The sequence below is a fragment of the Leptolyngbya boryana PCC 6306 genome, from assembly GCF_000353285.1.
GTDB lineage: Bacteria > Cyanobacteriota > Cyanobacteriia > Leptolyngbyales > Leptolyngbyaceae > Leptolyngbya > Leptolyngbya boryana.
Map to the genome: position 1 here is coordinate 6,147,816 of NZ_KB731324.1, position 18,292 is coordinate 6,166,107.

Consider the following 18,292-nt stretch of genomic DNA (forward strand, 5'->3'; position numbering starts at 1 on the left):
TTCTACGCTGGAGTCGTTCAAGGTGAAACGAGGTTTATAAATCATGTCTAATTTTGCTGCAAAGTTTGCAATTGTATCTGCTTTGATTCTTGCTCCGTTGTCTCTGCCAGCGATGAGCCAAACCACTCCTGGCGAACCGGGAACTGGAACTGGAACGACTGCGGTTGATGCTGATTATCATCAAGAAGGTCGGAATGGCTATTGGGGCTTGTTAGGGTTGTTGGGTCTGTTTGGTTTGATGGGACGCAAGAGCAGTCGCGATGAGTACTCGTCGTCATCGTCGGCAACAGCATATCGCGATCCTGCTGATGTATCGAGTACCCGCGATCGCTACTAAACGTATCCCAGAACTTCGGGATATTCCAGAACTCCGGGCTTGCAGAAGCTCGGAGTTTTTTAAATTGATAGGGCTGATTCACAACATCCAGATACCGACTTAAAGCTCAGCCTTGATGCAATCTCGTGCTGTTCAATAGCAAGAAAAGTAAGCACTATACGAAGCAAAATTTCAGACTGTAAAATGAGATATTCCTCAGTTCGAGAAATTTGATGCATGAGTAGTCCGATCAATCTTCTGAGCAATCGATATCGCATTCTCAATGTTTTGGGAGAGGGAGGATTTGGCAAAACCTACCTGGTCGAAGATACTCAAATGCCTTCGAGACGAAAATGTGTTCTCAAGCAACTCAAACCCATTCATGACAATCTCCAAATTCATCAACTCGTCCAAGAGCGATTTCAACGAGAAGCCGCAATTCTCGAACAATTAGGAGAACATCACCATCAAATTCCACGGCTCTATGCTTACTTTGCCGAAGGAGAAGAGTTCTACCTGGTAGAAGAATGGATCGAAGGCGAAACCTTGACACAGTGCGTCGAATCGCGAGGCGTGTTTAGTGAGAGGCAAGCACGATCGCTCTTACTGGATCTCTTACCCACGCTTTCAGATATTCATCGTCAAGGCATTGTCCATCGCGATATCAAACCCGACAACATCATTCTGCGGCATTCGGACGGAAAACCCGTTTTGATTGACTTTGGAGCCGTCAAAGAAACGATCAATACGGTAATGAGTGCTAGCGGGAATCCAACCCATTCGATCGTAATTGGCACCCCTGGATATACACCCTCGGAACAGATGGCAGGTCGTCCCGTATTTTCCAGTGATTTGTATAGCTTGGGATTAACTGCAATCTATCTGCTGACTGGCAGACAGCCACAACAGCTAGATAATGATCCGATGACCGGAAAAGTATTGTGGCAGCAGTATGCTCCGAATGGGAGTCCTGACTTTGCAGCAGTCCTCGATCGAGCAATTCAGCCCTACGCCAATCAACGATTTGCAGGCGCAGAAGACATGGCGATCGCATTAACGCCCGGTGCAGTTCCACCCTCGACGATCCTGCCGTCTGTATCTCAAATCCCTAACGATACGATACAGATTGCGCCAACACCTCTAACCCAACCGCCCTCTGTGGCACGATCTCCCTGGACTTGGCAATGGGCATTTGTTGGCGTAGCCGTAGCTTCTCTGGCGGGAATCGCTGGGTTGATTGCCTACTTCACAAGCCGATCGACTCCGATCATCTCGAATTCGCCAGTCGAGAACGCGATCGCATCTCCGTCTCCGAAGCCATCTCTCGATCCATCTCCTGCACCTTTACCCAGCGAACCGCCGCAGTCAAAGCCTTCTCCAATTCCTGAGCAACCCGCAAAGCCTCCTGAGCCGCCTGCTAAACCTGTACCCGCGATCGACGCATCGTGCAGATTGCAAACAGGAACAACATTGAGATCGCAAACGTTGACCTTAGATACTTGTTCGATCGATGCCAGTAATCCTGCGGTGATTCGCTTTGTGTACTATCTCGATGCCGAACAAGTTCGAGCAGAAACCGACTGTGCGAGCGGGACTTGGAAAAGCTTGCCAGAACAACAGGTGAATCGTCCTCAATCTGCTGCAACTGAGCAAATGCTAGCGCGCATTTGTGGTCAAACAGTACCGCAAGATTCAGTCTCCAAAGCAGACGTTGCCACTGTAATTGATCCACCCTCGAATGTCAGAGCTTCGCCGAATGGAGCGATTCTTTGTGCCGTGCGAGAAAAGCAAGAAATTAACGTTTATGAACGGAAAGGAGATTGGTACACAACAGATGTGTGCGGAACTCCAGGCTTCATTCATCAAGGACAACTGAAATTTTAGACGAGTGTATTTTCAAGTACCCGTTCCGCTAGATTGCTGAACATTTCTTACTTTTTGCGGAAATTATGCTGAAACCATGAATGATGCTATCGAAGAAGACCATAGGCTTGATCTTAGGTTGCGCGAGGACGTTGGATGAAACTCTCTTGGATATCTCTAAAGCTGTTGCGATTTTTGGCGATCGCGGCTCTCACAACCAGCACTATTGTTGGACTGATTCCACAATTCGTTGTTTCACAGACAGAAACGCTAGAGATTCCGGTACGAACTGTACCAGCTAGCACGATGCGACCTTCCTACGGACACTTTCCTTATCGAGAAGACGATCCATCGCGATTGAAAACGGTCGGTCAGTTTGTCCGTAGCCGCTCTTCGAGGTCTGAATCGATGGATGTTGAAGCCGTTCAAGCTTTTCAGCAGATGGCGATCGCGGCTCGAAAATCAGGTGTGTCGCTGATGCCCATTTCTGGATTTCGGTCTGTCTCGGTGCAGACTGGATTATGGAAGCAACAGATTGCCCGTCGAGGCAGCAAACAAGCAGCGGCAAAATGGAGCGCTCCACCCGGATACAGCGAACATCATACAGGCTATGCGATCGATATTGCTGATCGGCAACGCCCCGATACGGATTTACAGATCAGCTTTGCAAACACTCGGGCGTATCAATGGTTAGCTGCGACGGCTGATCAATATGGATTTGAGCTATCCTTCCCACGCAATAACAAGCAGGGCGTGAGCTTTGAACCTTGGCACTGGCGGTATGTCGGGAGTGCAAGAGCAGAACAAATTTTTTCTGTTGCTCACAAAAGCGGATATTAGTCATGCAAGCCTGCCTCCCAAACGCCTACATAAATCCGATCTTGTTCATTCCGGGCAATGACTCCTTGCAGATTGCCCTGTTGGAAATTATGGAGATTGCTCTGTCTGCGATAAACTCGCTTCAACGCCTCAATCACTTCTGGATTTGCTTCACTGCCTAACATGCCATTGACTGTGACTTGCATGGTCAAATTATCCACAGCTTGAGCAAAGGAGGCTTCAGTTTGTCTGACTTGGTTACTATTGCGATCGTATAAATATGCCAAGGTAATGCGATCGGGAACAACCTCATACAAAACGCTGCGAGTATTTTGCCAATAGCCCGGTTTCGTTTGGGCAGGCTCTCCTAGTGCGGCTCGCACCTCTCGTTCTGAAGTGCCAACAGCAAAGCCTGGAACGCGACTCGGATTAGCTCGAGAGGCGGTGGGAGCTTCTTCTGTAATCGGCGCTGGCAGGGATGGATCGATCCGCACAGGCTGGGGTGCGGGTGTCGGAGTGGGCGATGCAGCAACGCTCGGTTTGGGTTTTGGTGTTTCAGAAGGCGTAGGTTTCGGTGGTGCAGAAGGGGTAGGAGAAACCGAGGGCAAGGGGCTTGGGGAATTGAGCGTAAGTTGTGGTGCCGGGGGTTGGCGGGATTGCCACCAGAGAATCGCGATCGCGACTCCAGTGAGCGTTAATCCTGATAAAGCAGCAAGGAGCCAAACGGCTCGCAATCCCGGTTTCGCGATCGTCGTCATCGGTTCACGCGCAGGCAGCACGACAACGGTTGCAGAAGTTCCCGGTTTGGGGGGCTGAGTCACCGTTGAGCTAAGCTGAGTCACCGTTGGGCTAGACAGGGGCAATAGCTCTAGCCATTGCGCGATCGTCGCAGGTCGATCGCTGGCATTCATCGCCATTCCGCGCAGGATGGCTTGATTCACGCCTGGGCTGATCGAAGGTTCTAACTCTCTGGGTTCGGGCATCTGTTCGTGATCGCGTAAAATTGATGCCGTCGGAATTCTGGCGGTGACTAATGCATACAGGGTTGCTGCTAAACCGTAAACATCACTAGCAGGACTGCGTTTTTCTTGAGCAAAATACTGTTCGATTGGTGCATATCCGACCGACATCATTTGCGTGTGAGTTTGGGTTTGATTCGGTGTAAATTCTCGTGCAATTCCAAAGTCGATGAGAATTGCTTCTTGAGTTTTCTCATGCAAAATGATGTTTTGCGGCTTGATATCTCGATGCAGCAGACCGTTGCGGTGAACGACTTCAAGGGCTGAGCCGATTTGATGGATGTAGCGAATTGCGATCGCTTCGGGCAGCGGTCGATCGGGAAAGACTAAGTCTTCCAAGGTCTGCCCTGGAATGTAATCCATCACCATGTAAGCGCGATCGTTTTCAACAAAAAAGTCGCTGACCCGGACAATATTGGGATGAATACAAGTCGCAAGCCGTCGGGCTTCATCTTGGAATTTGCGCTGAAAATCGGCAAAGTTTTTCTCTGCCTTCAAAGCTTCATTCAGCGTTTTGATCACGACGGTTTGATCCAAAAAGTGATGAACGGCTTTGAAGGTAATGCCAAATCCTCCCCGCCCGATTTCTTCTTGCAGGGTGTACTTGCCGTTTGAAATTGTCTGACCGATGAGTGAATCCATGCCTAAGATTGAACCGCATTTCGAGGAAGAACGCACCGCAGTTGTGTGACGGTTTCGTTCAACTTTCCTAACTCTAACCGACCGTTCATCACCTCGACCAAAGTTTGGTTCATCAGCAGGCGAAATCCCAGAGAAGGTGGGTCTAAATCTTTTGGAGCTTCGGTTTTGAGCAGATCGATCGCTTCTCGCCATACCTCGATCGGTCGCTGATCTTCTAGCTCAATCACTGCAAATTCGGATTCTATGTGAGCTGAGAGCTTGAGCGTGCCTTCCTGCATTGTTGCGATCGCGCTACTGATCAAACTGACTAAAATCTGCTCTAGCGTTTTGCGATCGACAAACACATCCAGATCGGGTTCTGGTAACACGATTTGAAATCGCAAATTCCGGTTTTCTGCTAATAGATGCGTTAAAGAAAAGACATTGTCAAACACATCACTGACGGAAACAGACTGAAAGTCTAATGGGCTGGTTCCATATTCGACTTTAGAAACATGGATGACTTCATCCAATAATTTCACGAGCTTTAAAGCGGATAGGTTCGCCTGTTCAATAAATTCGCGCTCCTCTTCAGGCGATTCGCAGAGATCGCCTAGAACTAATTGCTGCGAACCGATTAATCCACTTAAGGGCGATCGTAACTCGTGGGAAGTGCGGGCTAAAAATCCTGCCTTGAATTGCGCAAGTTCGAGTGCGGATTGATACGCCAATTCCAATGTGCGATCGGGAGTAGAGGATGCGACTTTAGACGATCGCTTCGCCCACCAACCCCCCACAAATCCAATTCCCAAGCCGCCAGCTAGCCAAACCAAATTCATCCAACTCATCGTTCTGGATTGCAAAAAGAAAGTCTTTATCACTCTAAACGACTTCACCCATTGCACTCGAAATCCTGACACCGAATTGATTTGTAACCAAATCAAACCAATTTAGTATCAGGATCTCATTTTTTCTAGAAACGTCGCAGATCTAACAAATCTCTAGCTTGAGCGAGACTGCTAAGCCGTTTTACCAACGACCCCTTCTACGAGCCAGTTCATCGATTCAAGCTCGATCGCAGTTGTCGCATAGTCTTTTCCAGCAGGGACAACCTCTTTACCCGTATTATCTTTGAGTCCGCCTTTGTAAATGACTAGCGAACCCGCCTTCATTTTGTCCCTCGCGGCTTCTGCGTCCTTCTTCGCAGTCTCAGACACCGCCGGTCCAAATGCCGAAATCTTCACAAATCCATCCTTATATCCGCCGCGCAGCAAATGCGGAATCCCTCCATTCATCAAGGTTTTACCTTCTTGAATCATCTTGACGTAATCGGAATACACCTTCGTCCAATCCCACTCTGCACCCGTCAGATAGCCTTTCGGCGCAAGTGCTGCCTGATTGGCGTGATAGCCAGACGTAAACGCCCCGCGTTTCTCTGCCGTTTCTATCACAACTTTCGGACTGTCTACATGGCAAGTAATCACATCTGCCCCTTGGTCAATCAAACTGTTGGTCGCTTCCGCTTCTTTTACTGGCAAAGACCAGTCCCCGGTAAAAATCACCTGGGTTGTAATTGTTGGCTTAACGCTTCGCGCTCCCAGGGTAAAACTATTGATGTTGCGAAGCACTTGTGGAATTGGTTTTGCTGCCACAAAACCTAACTTTCCGGTTTTGCTCATATGCCCGGCAACCACGCCTGCAACATACTGCGCTTCATCAATGTAACCAAAATAGCTGCCGACATTTTTGGGATGCTTGGCTGCATCATACATTGCGCCACAGTGGAAAAATTGTACTTCTGGATAATCGGTGGCGAGTTTAAGAATATGCGGGTCAAAATAGCCGAATGAGGTGGGAAACAGAACGGTTGCTTTGTCCTGCTCGATCATGTTCCGCATTGCTTCTTGTACTTCGGTCGTTTCAGGCACGCTGGCTTGATCGACGACTTTCACACCTTGGACACCTTCTTTTCCCTGGAAGTGGGCTTGATTATAGCCAAAATCGTCTTTAGGACCGACGTAGATAAACCCCATTACAAGTTCTTTGCCTGCGGCGGGGCTGCTACTGGATGTTGAAGAATCGTTCGCTGGGGTACAGCCAACCCAGAGCTTTGAAGTTGCACCAAATGCCCCAGTCGCTAACAATCCGCGTATGACTTGGCGGCGGGAAATGCGCGATCGCGGTGAATCCTGACTGCTCATCGTTCCTCCTCACAGAAGTTAATTGCCATCGTATTGAAATCGATTTTTCTACTCGCTTTTGTATTGTTCAACACGTATCTTGCGATGCCTGAGCAGAGGCTCACGCGATCGCAGAAATCAATGCTGTCGAATCGGCAACCGCCCCAAACACACCGCCCTGCATTTTGACCATGTTCAGCGCGGCTAGATGGTTGCCATAGTCCGTTGCACCCGTACAATCGGACAGTAACAAACATTCATATCCTCGATCGTTGGCATCTCTCATGGTTGTATGCACACAGACATCAGTGGTAATGCCGGACAGGATCAAGTTTTGTATGCCTTTACGGTGCAAAACCAAATCGAGATCAGTGGCATAAAATGATCCTTTTCCGGGTTTATCAATGATCACTTCTCCGGGTAATGGAGCGAGTTCAGGAATAATCTCCCAACCTGACTCTCCTCGAACCAAAATTCGCCCACAAGGTCCCGGATCGCCAATTCCGGCTCCGATTTGCTGCGATCGCCAGCGTTTATTTTCTGGCAAATCTGAGAGATCCGGGCGATGTCCTTCGCGAGTGTGCAGAATTGTGTAATTCAGGTCTCGCATCACTTTGAGGAGGTTCCGAATCGGTTCGATCGGGGCGCGCGTCAGAGACAGGTCATAGCCCATCTTGTCCACATAACCGCCCTTACCGCAGAAATCTGTCTGCATATCAATCACAATCAGAGCCGTATTCTCAGGGCGTAAATCGCCATTGAATGGATATTGATAAGGCTCAGCCTCTACATACCGTCCCATGATTTAACCTCTGGTGACTGAAGTTGGTAATTCTTCGCCTTGATACGATCGCGTTGGCGCGTCAAATCCGCAGCTTGTGCCATCGGTGTGAATCACTTCATCTTCCCAAGGCAGGCGATACGATTCATTCACCAAGTCTTTCATGTAGGTGTAGGGGCAATCCTGTGCTCCGCCTTTCACCGCGACATAGCCGCGATGCCCAAATTGGTAAATATTGTTTTCGACGCTCCAGTGTCTCCGAGCTTCTCGCACCAGATCGGGACGCAATTCGGCTGTGATAATTTCATCCGGTCGATGGCTGCCCATCACTAAGGGCATTCCGTCGAAATTGACAAACATACCTTCGCCCATCGAGTCAAATGTGCCATCTGTGCCGCACATACACACAGATGCGGTGTAGATCAGATTACAAAACGCATTCGCCTGGTTGGTAATTTGCCAACTGTGGCGGATTGGAGCGGTATATCCTGCGGTACGAATCATGATTTCCGCACCCTTGTAAGCACATTCGCGCGCCATTTCTGGGAACATGCCGTCGTGGCAGATAATTAACGCAAGCGTGCTGCCATTCGGTCCTTCACAGACCGGAATTCCCAGATTTCCAGGTTCCCAAGGCTCAACCGGAACCCAAGGATGCAGTTTCCGGTAGTAGAGTTTCAATTCGCCTTGGTCGTCGATAATGATGCCGCTATTGTAGGGATTGCCGTGTGGGTTGTACTCCATGATCGAGAAGCATCCCCAAATGCGATTTTCTCGGCAGGCGGCTTGGAAGGCTTGAACTTCTGGACCATCGATTCGGCACATAATTTTTGGATTTGTGTCCATCGAGAGTCCGTGTAGGGAATACTCTGGAAAGACGACTAAATCCATACTGGGCATATTACGACGGGCTTTGCTGACCATTTGGCAAATGCGATCGGTCTGAGCCGCAAGATCGTCGGGCGTGACAACATTTGGAAGCTGTAGCTGCACCAGTCCCAATACAACACCCTTTGGAGATTTATTCAATCCACCTAAACCACTCATGCACTTTGCCCTCAAGACTCAACTGATTGTCAGCTTTATCACATTTGGTTGAGGGCGATTCGTACTTTGGAATACCGTTTTGCTCCGTTCCATCGATTCGCACAGTTTGCGCGATCGCTCCACCCCTAAGATGCAGAATGCCGAACGGATATTTGAATCAGCGACGATTGGGTTCGATCGCAATCGTTCCAACCGTTGCCGGATGCTGAAGATTCATCGGTAAGCGAATCGTAAACTGACTTCCTTCTCCTTCCTTCGAGTGCATGAGCACCGTTCCAGCGTGAAGTTCAGCGAGTTTTTTGGTCAACGCTAACCCTAAACCTGTGCCTTCGTGCTTACGAGACAATGAGCCATCGACCTGCTGAAAGGGTTTGAACAAGAGATGCTGTTTGTCTTCTGCAATTCCAATCCCTTGATCCCAAACAGTGAAATCTAGAAACTCGCCATTGAGTTTCACGCTCAGTCCGATTTCATGATCTTCGTTCGAGAACTTAATCGCATTCGAGAGCAAGTTCAGTAGCATCTGTCGCAGCCGCAATTCGTCTGCCATCAAGGGTTCTAGATCCGGCTGGATCTCATAGTTCACGGTCAAATTTTTTATGCGAGCCTGTTCGCTGACAAACCCCAAGGTTTTCTCGCAAATTTCATCGACGACGAGCGGCGCGAGTTCTAAGCGCAACTGTCCTGCCTCGACTTTCGACAAGTCTAAGACATCATTGATCAAGCCTAGCAAATGCTGACCGCTTTGATAGATCTGATGAATGTAGATCTGTTGTTTTGAATTCAGACCGCCGAAGATTTGTTTTTGCAAAATCGACGAAAAGCCCAAAATCGAAGTCAGTGGAGTGCGCAACTCGTGTGACATGTTCGCCAAAAAGTCCGACTTCATCTGGCTTGCCCGTTCTAACTCATCGTTCTTTGTGGCAAGTTCGTCTTCTGTTCGTTTCTGCACCGTGATGTCACGGGTAATCATTGAAACTGCGGTTGGGCGATTACGTTCATCCAAGACCGGACTGACGGAAACCAGAGCAGGAAAAGATTCGCCGTTGCGACGATTACAAATGACTTCACCGCTCCAACCGCCTGAGATTGCTTGTTTAATTAACTCTTCGGTCTGCTTTTTCTCGGGGTAAAAAATTGCAGCATGTGCCCCGATCATCATGTCGGTTTGCCAGTTAAAAATTCGGCTCGCCGCAGAATTTGTGTAGATAATTTCTCCGTTCAAATCCGTAATTACGGTACTGTCATAGGCGGATTCAACTGCGCGAGAAAAGATTTTTAACTGTTTTTCAATCCGCTTTCTTTCCGTCACATCTCGCCCAATTCCTATACCGCCGATGAGTTCGCCATCGCGGCAGAGGAGTTTTCCATTTACTTCTAGAAAAATCTCTGTGCCCACTGCTGTCGTCAGCACAAACTCAAAATCTCTCAACTCTCCGGTCTGCATTAAATTCGCGAACGCTTGCATTGTTTTTTCGCGATAAAGCGGGGAGACAAAATCTAAATACGATCGTCCTAAGATTTCGTCTCTAGGACATCCCAGCAGTTTTTGACCATAGGAATTCATGTAGGTCAGAGTTCCTGTCAAGTCAACGGTGTAAACCATATCGTTGGCAGTTTCGACATAAGCTCGGAACAGTTCTTCCGATTGACTCAGGCTGATTTCCACGGAGCCAATTCGTACGAGTTTGTCAGGAAGTGTATGATTCGACATTTCCACAAGGTTACCAGATCGAAGCGGATGGACAGATGAGGATAGAAGCTTTTTGAAGTGAATCGTTGACGTCCTAGCAGGCGAAGAAATTGGATGAAGTAGAGGTGAGACGTGCTAAGTTGACAACGCGCATGATGAAAAGAAAAAGATTTAAACAAAAAGGAAATATTTAGCAATTTAATCAAATGAACGCTGAAAAAGCGTTTCACCCAAATGAGTGATCTTTCATTTCCAGCGGTGGAATTCGATAGAAGGTTGGACAAAAGTTCAATCTCTGAAATCCTCATAGAAGTTTGTACCAGGATTAAAAAACATAAAGCGGGGTTTCTACGGATCATTGTCCCAACTAATTTTCTTTTTTGTTAAAAGTAAGTAAGTATTTTTACAAATGGCTAAATGAGAGTACGTAATTTAATGCGGCTTTATCTCAGTTGGTTGGCTGAACAGTCTAAGATAGAACTCTCTAACTTCACAAATTAAGACGAGAGAGCGGGTTGCCTCAGAACAAACAGACCTAATCTCTCTATTCATCGGCTCTCTGTAATTTCCGTAAAGTTTGAGTGAAGTTGTTTGCCAGCAACATATTATTTTTCCTTCTTCTCGCGATCGAGTGTTTTATGAAAGCCTTAATTGGAGCGTCTTTACCAGAGTTAACGGAATGGGTCAAAACGCAAGAGCAACCCGCATACCGGGGACAACAATTACATCAGTGGATCTATCAGCGGGGCATCCGCTCTTTAGCTGAAATTTCTGTGTTTCCGAAGCAATGGCGATCGCAAGTGGCGGATTGGTCAATTGGGCGATCGGAAATTCATCACCAAGCGACCGCTTTAGATGGCACGGTGAAATTCTTGTTGCGATTAAGCGACGGTCAAATTGTTGAAACCGTTGGAATTCCGAGTGAGCAGCGGTTAACGGTTTGCGTCTCTTCGCAAGTCGGTTGTCCGATGGCTTGTGATTTTTGTGCGACGGGTAAAGGCGGATTTAAGCGCAATCTGGAACGCCATGAAATTGTGGATCAAGTGTTAACAGTGCAAGAAGTTTTTCAGCAACGGGTTAGCAATATCGTGTTTATGGGCATGGGCGAACCCCTGCTGAACGCGGAAAATGTTCTAGAGGCAGTGCGATCGATTAATGAAGATATTGGCATTGGTCGGCGCTATATCACTATTTCTACGGTCGGGATTCCTGGGAGAATCCGCAAACTTGCGGATCACCACTTGCAGGCGACGCTGGCGGTAAGTTTACATGCGTCGAATCAGCAGGTGAGAGAGCGATTAATTCCGAGTGCACGTCAATATCCGTTAGAAGCACTTTTAGAGGAATGTCGCGAGTATGTGCGTCTGACAGGACGGCGAGTGACGTTTGAGTATATTTTGTTGGCTGGAGTCAATGATTGTGCTGAACATGCGATCGAGCTTGCGGAGCATTTGCGGGGATTCCAGAGCCATGTGAATCTGATTCCGTACAATCCGATTAGCGAAGCGGATTATCAACGACCAGATCAGCGTCGGATTGATGGGTTTGTGAAGGCGTTGAAAGATCGGAGAATCGCGGTGAGTGTGCGGCGGACGCGCGGATTGGAAGCGGATGCGGCTTGCGGGCAGTTACGCGCATCGTTTGCTGGAAGTTGAGCGTGGAGTTTGAGTTTTAAGCTGCGCTCAACTTGAAGAACCGATATCCTTGAGTTGAGCGCAGCCGAAACACGGCTACAGATTATCGACGAACATAAATTCCAGGCGCATATGCTTCGATGACACGACCAGACTTTGAGCAGGTGATCATTAGATAATCACATTCCGGGCATTGCGTCCGAGTCAAGGCTCCTGGTTCAATTCGATATCGTTCTGCATGGCTACCGCAATTGGGACAATGAACGGTTTGAACAACTTGCATCTTAAAAATCCTCAATCTTGGCACTAAATTCAAACAATTTAAAGAGCGAACATTAGGTAGTTCTGAACAAATATTGCGCTGATGGAATTTTGTATCTACCGTTACTAAATTTCTCAAATCATTGAGAAGAATCTGATTCTATTATGGACAGCAAACATGCTGAGTGTGTTCAGAATTCATTTTTATTTTAAATTTCTTCAACTTGGGGATCACCTATCCGTAGGGTGATCCCGCCTCTCCATACGACTTTACGCTGTTTATAAATTAATCTCAAATTAAATTGTGATTTGAAGGCGGCAAACGAAGTTTTTGAAGCTGAGTTTACAACTTTAGTAATAGAACGCTTGATTTTTCTCTCAAGTTTCAGCGTTCTTTCTATTACTTAAATGCTTAAGAGGCAAGACACTGTTGAGGGTTTCCGGGTTGCGGTTCGACAATTACGTCTTTGATACCAGACACCCGAATTAAAGACGTAACGACTAGTTTTGCTCGATCGTTTGCCTTGTCTAAAATGCCATCTGAACAAGCAGCAAGTTGGATTTTCTTTAAAGCTTCGTCTTGAGCGAGTTTCTGTAAATTTGGTGCAACATCAGGGCCTAACCCAAGCGGGCCGCGATTGTAGTCGTAGACACTCGAACGCGTCACATCGATTTTCTTGTCTAAAATTTTTGGTGCGGGCAGTTGCAATCGGATTGTATCCCCGACAATCTGCACATTGTCAGGCTTCAGCGTGCTGAGATCGACTCCTGCTCGCACTTCTCCGCGCGCAATATATAAAAGCTTGGTTGTCCCAATGACGACCCCTGCGATCGCGGCATCTTGCTGAGTGGGAACGACCGCTTCCATTGTAAAAACCGCTGTGGTCAGTTCGCTGGCTTGGCGAACTTGTTGAATCACAACCGAGCGCGTTTCGACCTTCGGTTCCGGTGAGTTTGAGGCAATGAGCGATCGCAAGTGATCAAAGAACTGATTGCCTGATCGTGCAAACCCAACCAGCAGAACTACCCCGAGTAGCAATCCACTCCCCGCCAACATTAAACTTAAGTTTTTAAACACGCTGCTGCCTTCTCGTTTTTGGCGGTTTTTTCTTCGCATCGTCTGAATTTCAGTGCTGCACCCGTAATTTAAGCAGAGATCTTCGTTTACATGCTATCGTACAAGATTACTATACTGAGAACTGCCCGACTTGGCGAAGAGTGAATTAGAATTTGTTAGGAAATTTTGTAGATTTTGCCAGCATCATGAAGCGCGTTTCTATCAGTGCTATTTCAATGGCTGGAAGTGTGACCACTCCTGAGAAAACAAGTCAGACAACCCGCCAAACCTACCCGAATTACAAAGTCATTGTGCTTGATGACGATTTCAATACGTTTGAGCATGTTGCCCGGTGTCTGATGCAGTACATTCCGAAGATGACGGCTGATCTGGCTTGGAAATTGACGAATCAGGTGCATTTTGAGGGACAGGCGATCGTTTGGACGGGACCGCTAGAGCAGGCGGAGCTTTATCACATGCAGCTTGGCATGGAGGGCTTAACGATGGCTCCCTTGGAGCAAGCATGAAAAATGAGCAGGGAAGACTGGTTCTCAACCATTCCACCCATATTCCAGGGCTGATTGCTCTGCTTGAGAAGCTGATTAAAGTTGAGGGAATTCAGACGATTACGCCCGGAGTCATTGGCTCTGTGCGCGCTCATTCACCCAAATTTAAGCTGAAGATTTCTGTACCGATTCGCGGTGGATTTAAAGCGATCGCGCGTCAAGGCAAAACCGTGCAAGAAGTGTTTATTCTGACGACACTGGCACAGGAGCAACTTGAAAACGCGATCGCTCAACGTTTGAAATGAGGCAGCGAACTTCGATCGGCTCGGATTCGCCTTCTAAATTACTCAACAGGCTGCTGAGTGGAAGCAATACGGTGCAGGGGCAAGCTTAATGCGCAGGAGAAAGTGAGGAGGTAAGAAATCACGGCTGTCCATTTGAGGCTTAACATACAGGTCGTCCAATCTGGACAAACCCACTTCTGTGCTCCCACTGCAATGCAATGTACAATCCAGTAGGCAAATGCCATCGAAAACAAAACTTGATCGGCAACTTCGTTCTCTTCTTGCTGAGTCTGCGCCTTTTTCTGATTCAACAAAAGATAAAGTCCAGCAACACTTGCGAAGAATGAAGCGAGATTGAGATATTCGTGCCAAGTGGAATGAGCCATAGTGCGATGTCAGCGGGTTTCTTAAGTCTCGAATCAGTCTAAAGGATGAGGGGTGTAATCCTCTAGAAAGTCTTACAAATAGCAATATTCAAGCGCCTTTATTCACAAAACTACAGACAGTAATCAGATTAAAAGATTGATGGATTTGCCGCTAATTTACCACCCTAATTACGTTGCACCTCTTCCACTGGGTCATCGCTTTCCCATGGAGAAATTTAAGAAACTTTACGAGCTATTGTTAAGCGATCGAGTGGCTGATCTCGATCAGTTTCATGTTCCCGATCGTCCTGCTCAAGATTGGATCGAGCTTGTTCATACTGCCGATTATGTGAATGCGTATTGTTCTGGAACGCTGGATGCAAAGGCTCAAAGACGAATTGGCTTGCCTTGGAGTTCAGAATTGGTGAATCGAACTTGTACGGCAGTCGGTGGAACAATTTTGACAGCGCAGCTTGCTTTGAAATGTGGTCTTGCTTGCAATACGGCGGGGGGAACTCATCACGCATTTCCGAGCTATGGATCGGGATTTTGTATCTTTAATGATTTAGCGATCGCGTCTCGCGTTTTGCAGAAATTAGGGTTAGTTGAAAAAATTCTGATTGTTGATCTCGATGTGCATCAAGGAGATGGAACGGCGTTTATTTTTCAATCTGATCCGAGTGTATTTACGTTCTCGATGCATTGTGAAATTAATTTTCCTGGAACGAAGCAGCAGAGTGATTTAGATGTTCCTCTAAAAGAAGGAATGGAAGATGACGAATATTTGCAAGTTTTGGATCAGTATCTTCCTGATTTACTTTCTGAAGTGAAGCCGGATTTAGTTTTTTATGATGCAGGTGTTGATCCGCATTTCGGAGATCGATTAGGCAAGCTAGCCCTGACGGATTCTGGATTGTATCGCCGGGAAATGCAGGTCTTAACGACTTGTGTAGGGCGAGGCTATCCGGTCGCTTGTGTGATTGGAGGTGGATATGCTGAGGATATGGATGCTTTGGTTTACCGACATTCGATCGTGCATCGTGCTGCGAGTGATGTGTATCGACACGCTCGGCTTTGATTCAGTCCAAACTCTTCAGGGATGATTATCAAGGAATGCCCTGCGATCGCGCTCAACCATTTGAGACAGAACGGAAGCAAACTCTTGTAAGCTTAGTGACTAGCTGAATTTTCAGAAAGAGCGAAATCATGGCTTCTTTTCTTCCCAATCTCGACACACTTACCCTGCCTCAGCAAGTTGCTCAGATGGTAGTTGTCAGAGCATCCGGATTTCTATTTGATCACCAAATCCAATATCCAATCTGGGAACCCCCCGCGGCTACGCTAGAACACTGGGTCAAAGATTTGGGTGTAGGAGGTGTGATCTTATTGGGTGCGAGTGCTGGAGAAATTGCTCTGAGAACTCAGCAGCTTCAAAACTGGGCATCAACGCCATTACTGATTTGTGCCGATGTAGAAGAAGGAGTCGGACAGCGATTCTCAGGTGCAACTTGGTTTCCGCCCCCCATGTCGATCGCTGAAATTGCCAAACGCGATCTTCCACTCGCCTGTCACTATGCCGAACAGATGGGAAGCATCACTGCAGAGGAAAGTTTAGCGATCGGCTTAAATTGGCTGCTATCTCCTACAGTCGATGTCAATAACAATCCGAATAATCCAGTGATCAATGTGCGGGCATTCGGTGAAACGCCTGAGATTGTCAGTGAATTAGCAAAAGCATTTATTCGAGGCGCACATCAACATCCGATTCTGACGACTGCAAAACATTTTCCCGGACATGGCGATACAGCCGTTGATTCGCATCTCGAATTGCCACTGATTCCGCACGATCGAGCAAGATTAGAAGCAATTGAATTTCCGCCGTTTAGGAATGCAGTCTCTGCGGGTGTCGATGTTGTGATGAGTGCTCACTTACAGGTTCCCGCACTCGATCCGAACTATCCTGCTACACTTTCGCCCAAAGTTCTCACAGATGAATTGCGGCAGAATTTAGGATTTGAAGGTGTGATTGTCACAGATGCTTTAGTTATGGGTGCGATCGCGAATCGCTATGGAACAGCAGAAGCGTGCGTTTTAGCCGTCGAAGCTGGAGCCGATATTATGCTGATGCCATTAGAGCCAGAAAAAGCGATCGATGCTGTTTGTGAAGCAGTCGAAGCAGGACGGATTGATCGCGATCGCATTCGTGCATCTGTTGAAAGGATCTGGCGAGCGAAGCAGAAAGCTTGTATCCCAGAGATTCCGTCTGAAGAAGGTCATGCTTGGGAAAATCTTGCTTCATTGCCTTTAGAGACGAATGATCTGACTCAAAAGATTGCTCAGCCTGAGATGCTAGCAACTAATGCTCAGTTACTTCGAGATTCGATGCGAGTCTATCAGCCGAATCCATCGCGATTAGTAACTTTGTCGGGTGTGGGGCAAAACATTGTAGTCGTAGATAGCATTCTCGATTGTGAGTTCTTAGGTCGAACAGCTCCCGCGATCGCAGTTCCGTCTCAGTTCGGATTCACTCAGACTCAGATTATCGATCGACATACGCCGTACATTGATTTGAGTACTCGCGATGCAAGTCCATCTGTCTTGCAGCTATTCATCCGAGGCAATCCATTTCGAGGGATTGCTGGACTAACACAAGCAGCACAAGATTGGTTTACTTACTTGCTCAATACTGATCAACTTTATGCGATCGTAGTTTATGGCAGTCCTTATGTCCTCGATCGTTTTATTCCACAGTTACCATCTGATGTTCCCTATGTGTTTAGCTATGGGCAAATGCAATCTGCACAAGCGATCTCATTAGAGGCTTTGTTTGGATCTCCTTCCAAAGTAGCAATTGGGCAATTCATATAGATTTTCTGTAGACTCTACGATCTCTCTTCACACTCAAACAAGTGTAATCCAAACTGCTCAGAAAGATCCTCACACACCTTAACTCCCCGCACACTATTTCCCCGCTCATCTAACGGGGGCGAAAAAATCCCAAGCCCTAACCTCCCCGGAACGACCACCATCAATCCACCGCTTACCCCACTTTTGGCAGGCAATCCAACTCGATATGCCCACTCTCCGGAATAGTTGTACATTCCACACATATACATCACGCTGAGCATATCCCGAACATAGCGAGACGGCACAGCTTGAACTCCAGTGCGCGGATTTTTTCCCTGATTTGCTAGAGTCGCTGCCATCGTAGCTAAATCACAGCAATTCACCATCAAAGAGCATTGCTGAAAGTAGAGATCCAAAGACTCATCAATGCGATCGTCAATCATGCCAAAGTTCCGCATCAGATAAGCCATCGCTCGATTCCGAAATCCAGTCGTTCGCTCAGACATAAACGTTGGCATATCAATGTAGCTCTCATGTCCGATATAGCGCTCAAACATTGCCAACATTCGATTGAGCCGCTCTGATGCACCCTGACCTTTAATCAAACTCGTCGTCGCGATCGCGCCTGCATTTACCATCGGATTGTAAGGACGCTTCGACTGTTCATCTAGCACGATCGCATTAAAAGCATCCCCCGTGGGTTCGACTCCAACTTTAGAAAGCACCTGTTCCCTCCCATGATCTTCAAGTGCTAGCCCATGCACAAATACCTTAGAGATTGATTGAATGGTAAACAATTGCTCAGCATCGCCTACCGAAAACTGCTCTCCATCCACAGTGACAATGCAAATTCCAAACAACTTTGGGTCTGTTTTTGCCAGTTCAGGAATATAGGTCGCTGGAGTTCCTAAATTGAGCGATCGATACTTTTCATGAACCTGATTCAAGACCTCCTGAATCGGGTGAACGTCTGGGGCGGTTATAGGTTCGATCGTCATA

18 protein-coding genes are annotated in these 18,292 nt (G+C 47.4%); 8 read left to right on the top strand and 10 right to left on the bottom strand.

The window, feature by feature from the left end; all coding sequences use genetic code 11:
* The first annotated feature begins 43 nt into the window (after window positions 1–43).
* From LEPBO_RS38770 to LEPBO_RS41940, 3 genes are all read left to right on the top strand, one after another.
* Window positions 44–337: a WGxxGxxG family protein gene (locus LEPBO_RS38770; protein WP_017291408.1), complete on the top strand. Its 294-nt coding sequence runs from the start codon at window positions 44–46 to the stop codon at window positions 335–337.
* Between the two features lie 216 nt (window positions 338–553).
* Window positions 554–2,200, top strand: a complete 1,647-nt coding sequence (locus LEPBO_RS38775) for a protein kinase domain-containing protein (RefSeq protein ID WP_017291409.1) — start codon at window positions 554–556, stop codon at window positions 2,198–2,200.
* A 135-nt stretch (window positions 2,201–2,335) separates the two neighbouring features.
* Complete coding sequence (locus LEPBO_RS41940; RefSeq protein WP_017291410.1) at window positions 2,336–3,019, top strand: M15 family metallopeptidase; 684 nt, start codon at window positions 2,336–2,338, stop codon at window positions 3,017–3,019.
* On the opposite strand, the gene LEPBO_RS0130555 is transcribed toward LEPBO_RS41940, so the two are convergent.
* The 6 genes from LEPBO_RS0130555 to LEPBO_RS0130580 form a co-directional block, all read right to left on the bottom strand.
* Entirely contained in the window at window positions 3,016–4,659 is a 1,644-nt protein-coding gene (locus LEPBO_RS0130555) for a serine/threonine protein kinase (RefSeq protein WP_017291411.1), read from the bottom strand. The genes LEPBO_RS41940 and LEPBO_RS0130555 overlap by 4 nt on opposite strands.
* Before the next feature lie 2 nt (window positions 4,660–4,661).
* Window positions 4,662–5,486 (bottom strand): sensor histidine kinase, encoded by an 825-nt coding sequence (locus tag LEPBO_RS38785; protein WP_017291412.1) that lies wholly within the window; start codon window positions 5,484–5,486, stop codon window positions 4,662–4,664.
* Between the two features lie 171 nt (window positions 5,487–5,657).
* Window positions 5,658–6,839 (bottom strand): BMP family ABC transporter substrate-binding protein, encoded by a 1,182-nt coding sequence (locus tag LEPBO_RS0130565; protein WP_017291413.1) that lies wholly within the window; start codon window positions 6,837–6,839, stop codon window positions 5,658–5,660.
* A gap of 100 nt (window positions 6,840–6,939) precedes the next feature.
* Window positions 6,940–7,620, bottom strand: a complete 681-nt coding sequence (biuH, locus tag LEPBO_RS0130570; RefSeq protein WP_017291414.1) for a biuret amidohydrolase — start codon at window positions 7,618–7,620, stop codon at window positions 6,940–6,942.
* A 3-nt stretch (window positions 7,621–7,623) separates the two neighbouring features.
* Window positions 7,624–8,646 carry a formamidase gene (locus LEPBO_RS0130575; RefSeq protein WP_017291415.1) on the bottom strand — a complete coding sequence of 341 codons (1,023 nt, stop codon included), beginning with the start codon at window positions 8,644–8,646 and terminating at the stop codon, window positions 7,624–7,626.
* A gap of 157 nt (window positions 8,647–8,803) precedes the next feature.
* Window positions 8,804–10,360 carry a sensor histidine kinase gene (locus tag LEPBO_RS0130580; RefSeq protein WP_017291416.1) on the bottom strand — a complete coding sequence of 519 codons (1,557 nt, stop codon included), beginning with the start codon at window positions 10,358–10,360 and terminating at the stop codon, window positions 8,804–8,806.
* A gap of 617 nt (window positions 10,361–10,977) precedes the next feature.
* Here LEPBO_RS0130580 and rlmN point away from each other — a divergent pair.
* Window positions 10,978–11,994 (top strand): 23S rRNA (adenine(2503)-C(2))-methyltransferase RlmN, encoded by a 1,017-nt coding sequence (gene rlmN, locus LEPBO_RS0130585; protein WP_017291417.1) that lies wholly within the window; start codon window positions 10,978–10,980, stop codon window positions 11,992–11,994.
* 82 nt (window positions 11,995–12,076) lie between these two features.
* Here the strand turns inward: rlmN and LEPBO_RS0130590 are convergent, their stop codons facing one another.
* Both LEPBO_RS0130590 and LEPBO_RS0130595 read right to left on the bottom strand, forming a co-directional pair.
* Entirely contained in the window at window positions 12,077–12,256 is a 180-nt protein-coding gene (locus LEPBO_RS0130590; protein WP_017291418.1) for a hypothetical protein, read from the bottom strand.
* Between the two features lie 390 nt (window positions 12,257–12,646).
* Window positions 12,647–13,351 (bottom strand): DUF4230 domain-containing protein, encoded by a 705-nt coding sequence (locus tag LEPBO_RS0130595; protein WP_017291419.1) that lies wholly within the window; start codon window positions 13,349–13,351, stop codon window positions 12,647–12,649.
* 146 nt (window positions 13,352–13,497) lie between these two features.
* Here LEPBO_RS0130595 and clpS point away from each other — a divergent pair, with 146 nt between their 5' ends.
* Window positions 13,498–13,818 carry an ATP-dependent Clp protease adapter ClpS gene (gene clpS / locus LEPBO_RS0130600; protein ID WP_144056301.1) on the top strand — a complete coding sequence of 107 codons (321 nt, stop codon included), beginning with the start codon at window positions 13,498–13,500 and terminating at the stop codon, window positions 13,816–13,818.
* Entirely contained in the window at window positions 13,815–14,102 is a 288-nt protein-coding gene (locus tag LEPBO_RS0130605; RefSeq protein ID WP_017291421.1) for a DUF2103 domain-containing protein, read from the top strand. The genes clpS and LEPBO_RS0130605 overlap by 4 nt, the downstream gene beginning before the upstream one ends.
* A 38-nt stretch (window positions 14,103–14,140) precedes the next feature.
* Here LEPBO_RS0130605 and LEPBO_RS0130610 read toward each other — a convergent pair whose 3' ends face one another.
* Entirely contained in the window at window positions 14,141–14,467 is a 327-nt protein-coding gene (locus LEPBO_RS0130610; protein WP_017291422.1) for a hypothetical protein, read from the bottom strand.
* A gap of 205 nt (window positions 14,468–14,672) precedes the next feature.
* On the opposite strand from LEPBO_RS0130610, the gene LEPBO_RS0130615 reads away from it, so the two are divergent.
* Together LEPBO_RS0130615 and LEPBO_RS0130620 are read left to right on the top strand one after the other, a co-directional pair.
* On the top strand, window positions 14,673–15,524 hold the full coding sequence (locus tag LEPBO_RS0130615; protein ID WP_317135203.1) for a histone deacetylase family protein: 852 nt from the start codon (window positions 14,673–14,675) through the stop codon (window positions 15,522–15,524).
* 128 nt (window positions 15,525–15,652) lie between these two features.
* On the top strand, window positions 15,653–17,314 hold the full coding sequence (locus LEPBO_RS0130620) for a glycoside hydrolase family 3 N-terminal domain-containing protein (RefSeq protein ID WP_017291424.1): 1,662 nt from the start codon (window positions 15,653–15,655) through the stop codon (window positions 17,312–17,314).
* Window positions 17,315–17,328: 14 nt separating this feature from the next.
* On the opposite strand, the gene glsA is transcribed toward LEPBO_RS0130620, so the two are convergent.
* Complete coding sequence (gene glsA, locus LEPBO_RS0130625) at window positions 17,329–18,291, bottom strand: glutaminase A (protein WP_017291425.1); 963 nt, start codon at window positions 18,289–18,291, stop codon at window positions 17,329–17,331.
* Window position 18,292 lies beyond the last annotated feature (1 nt).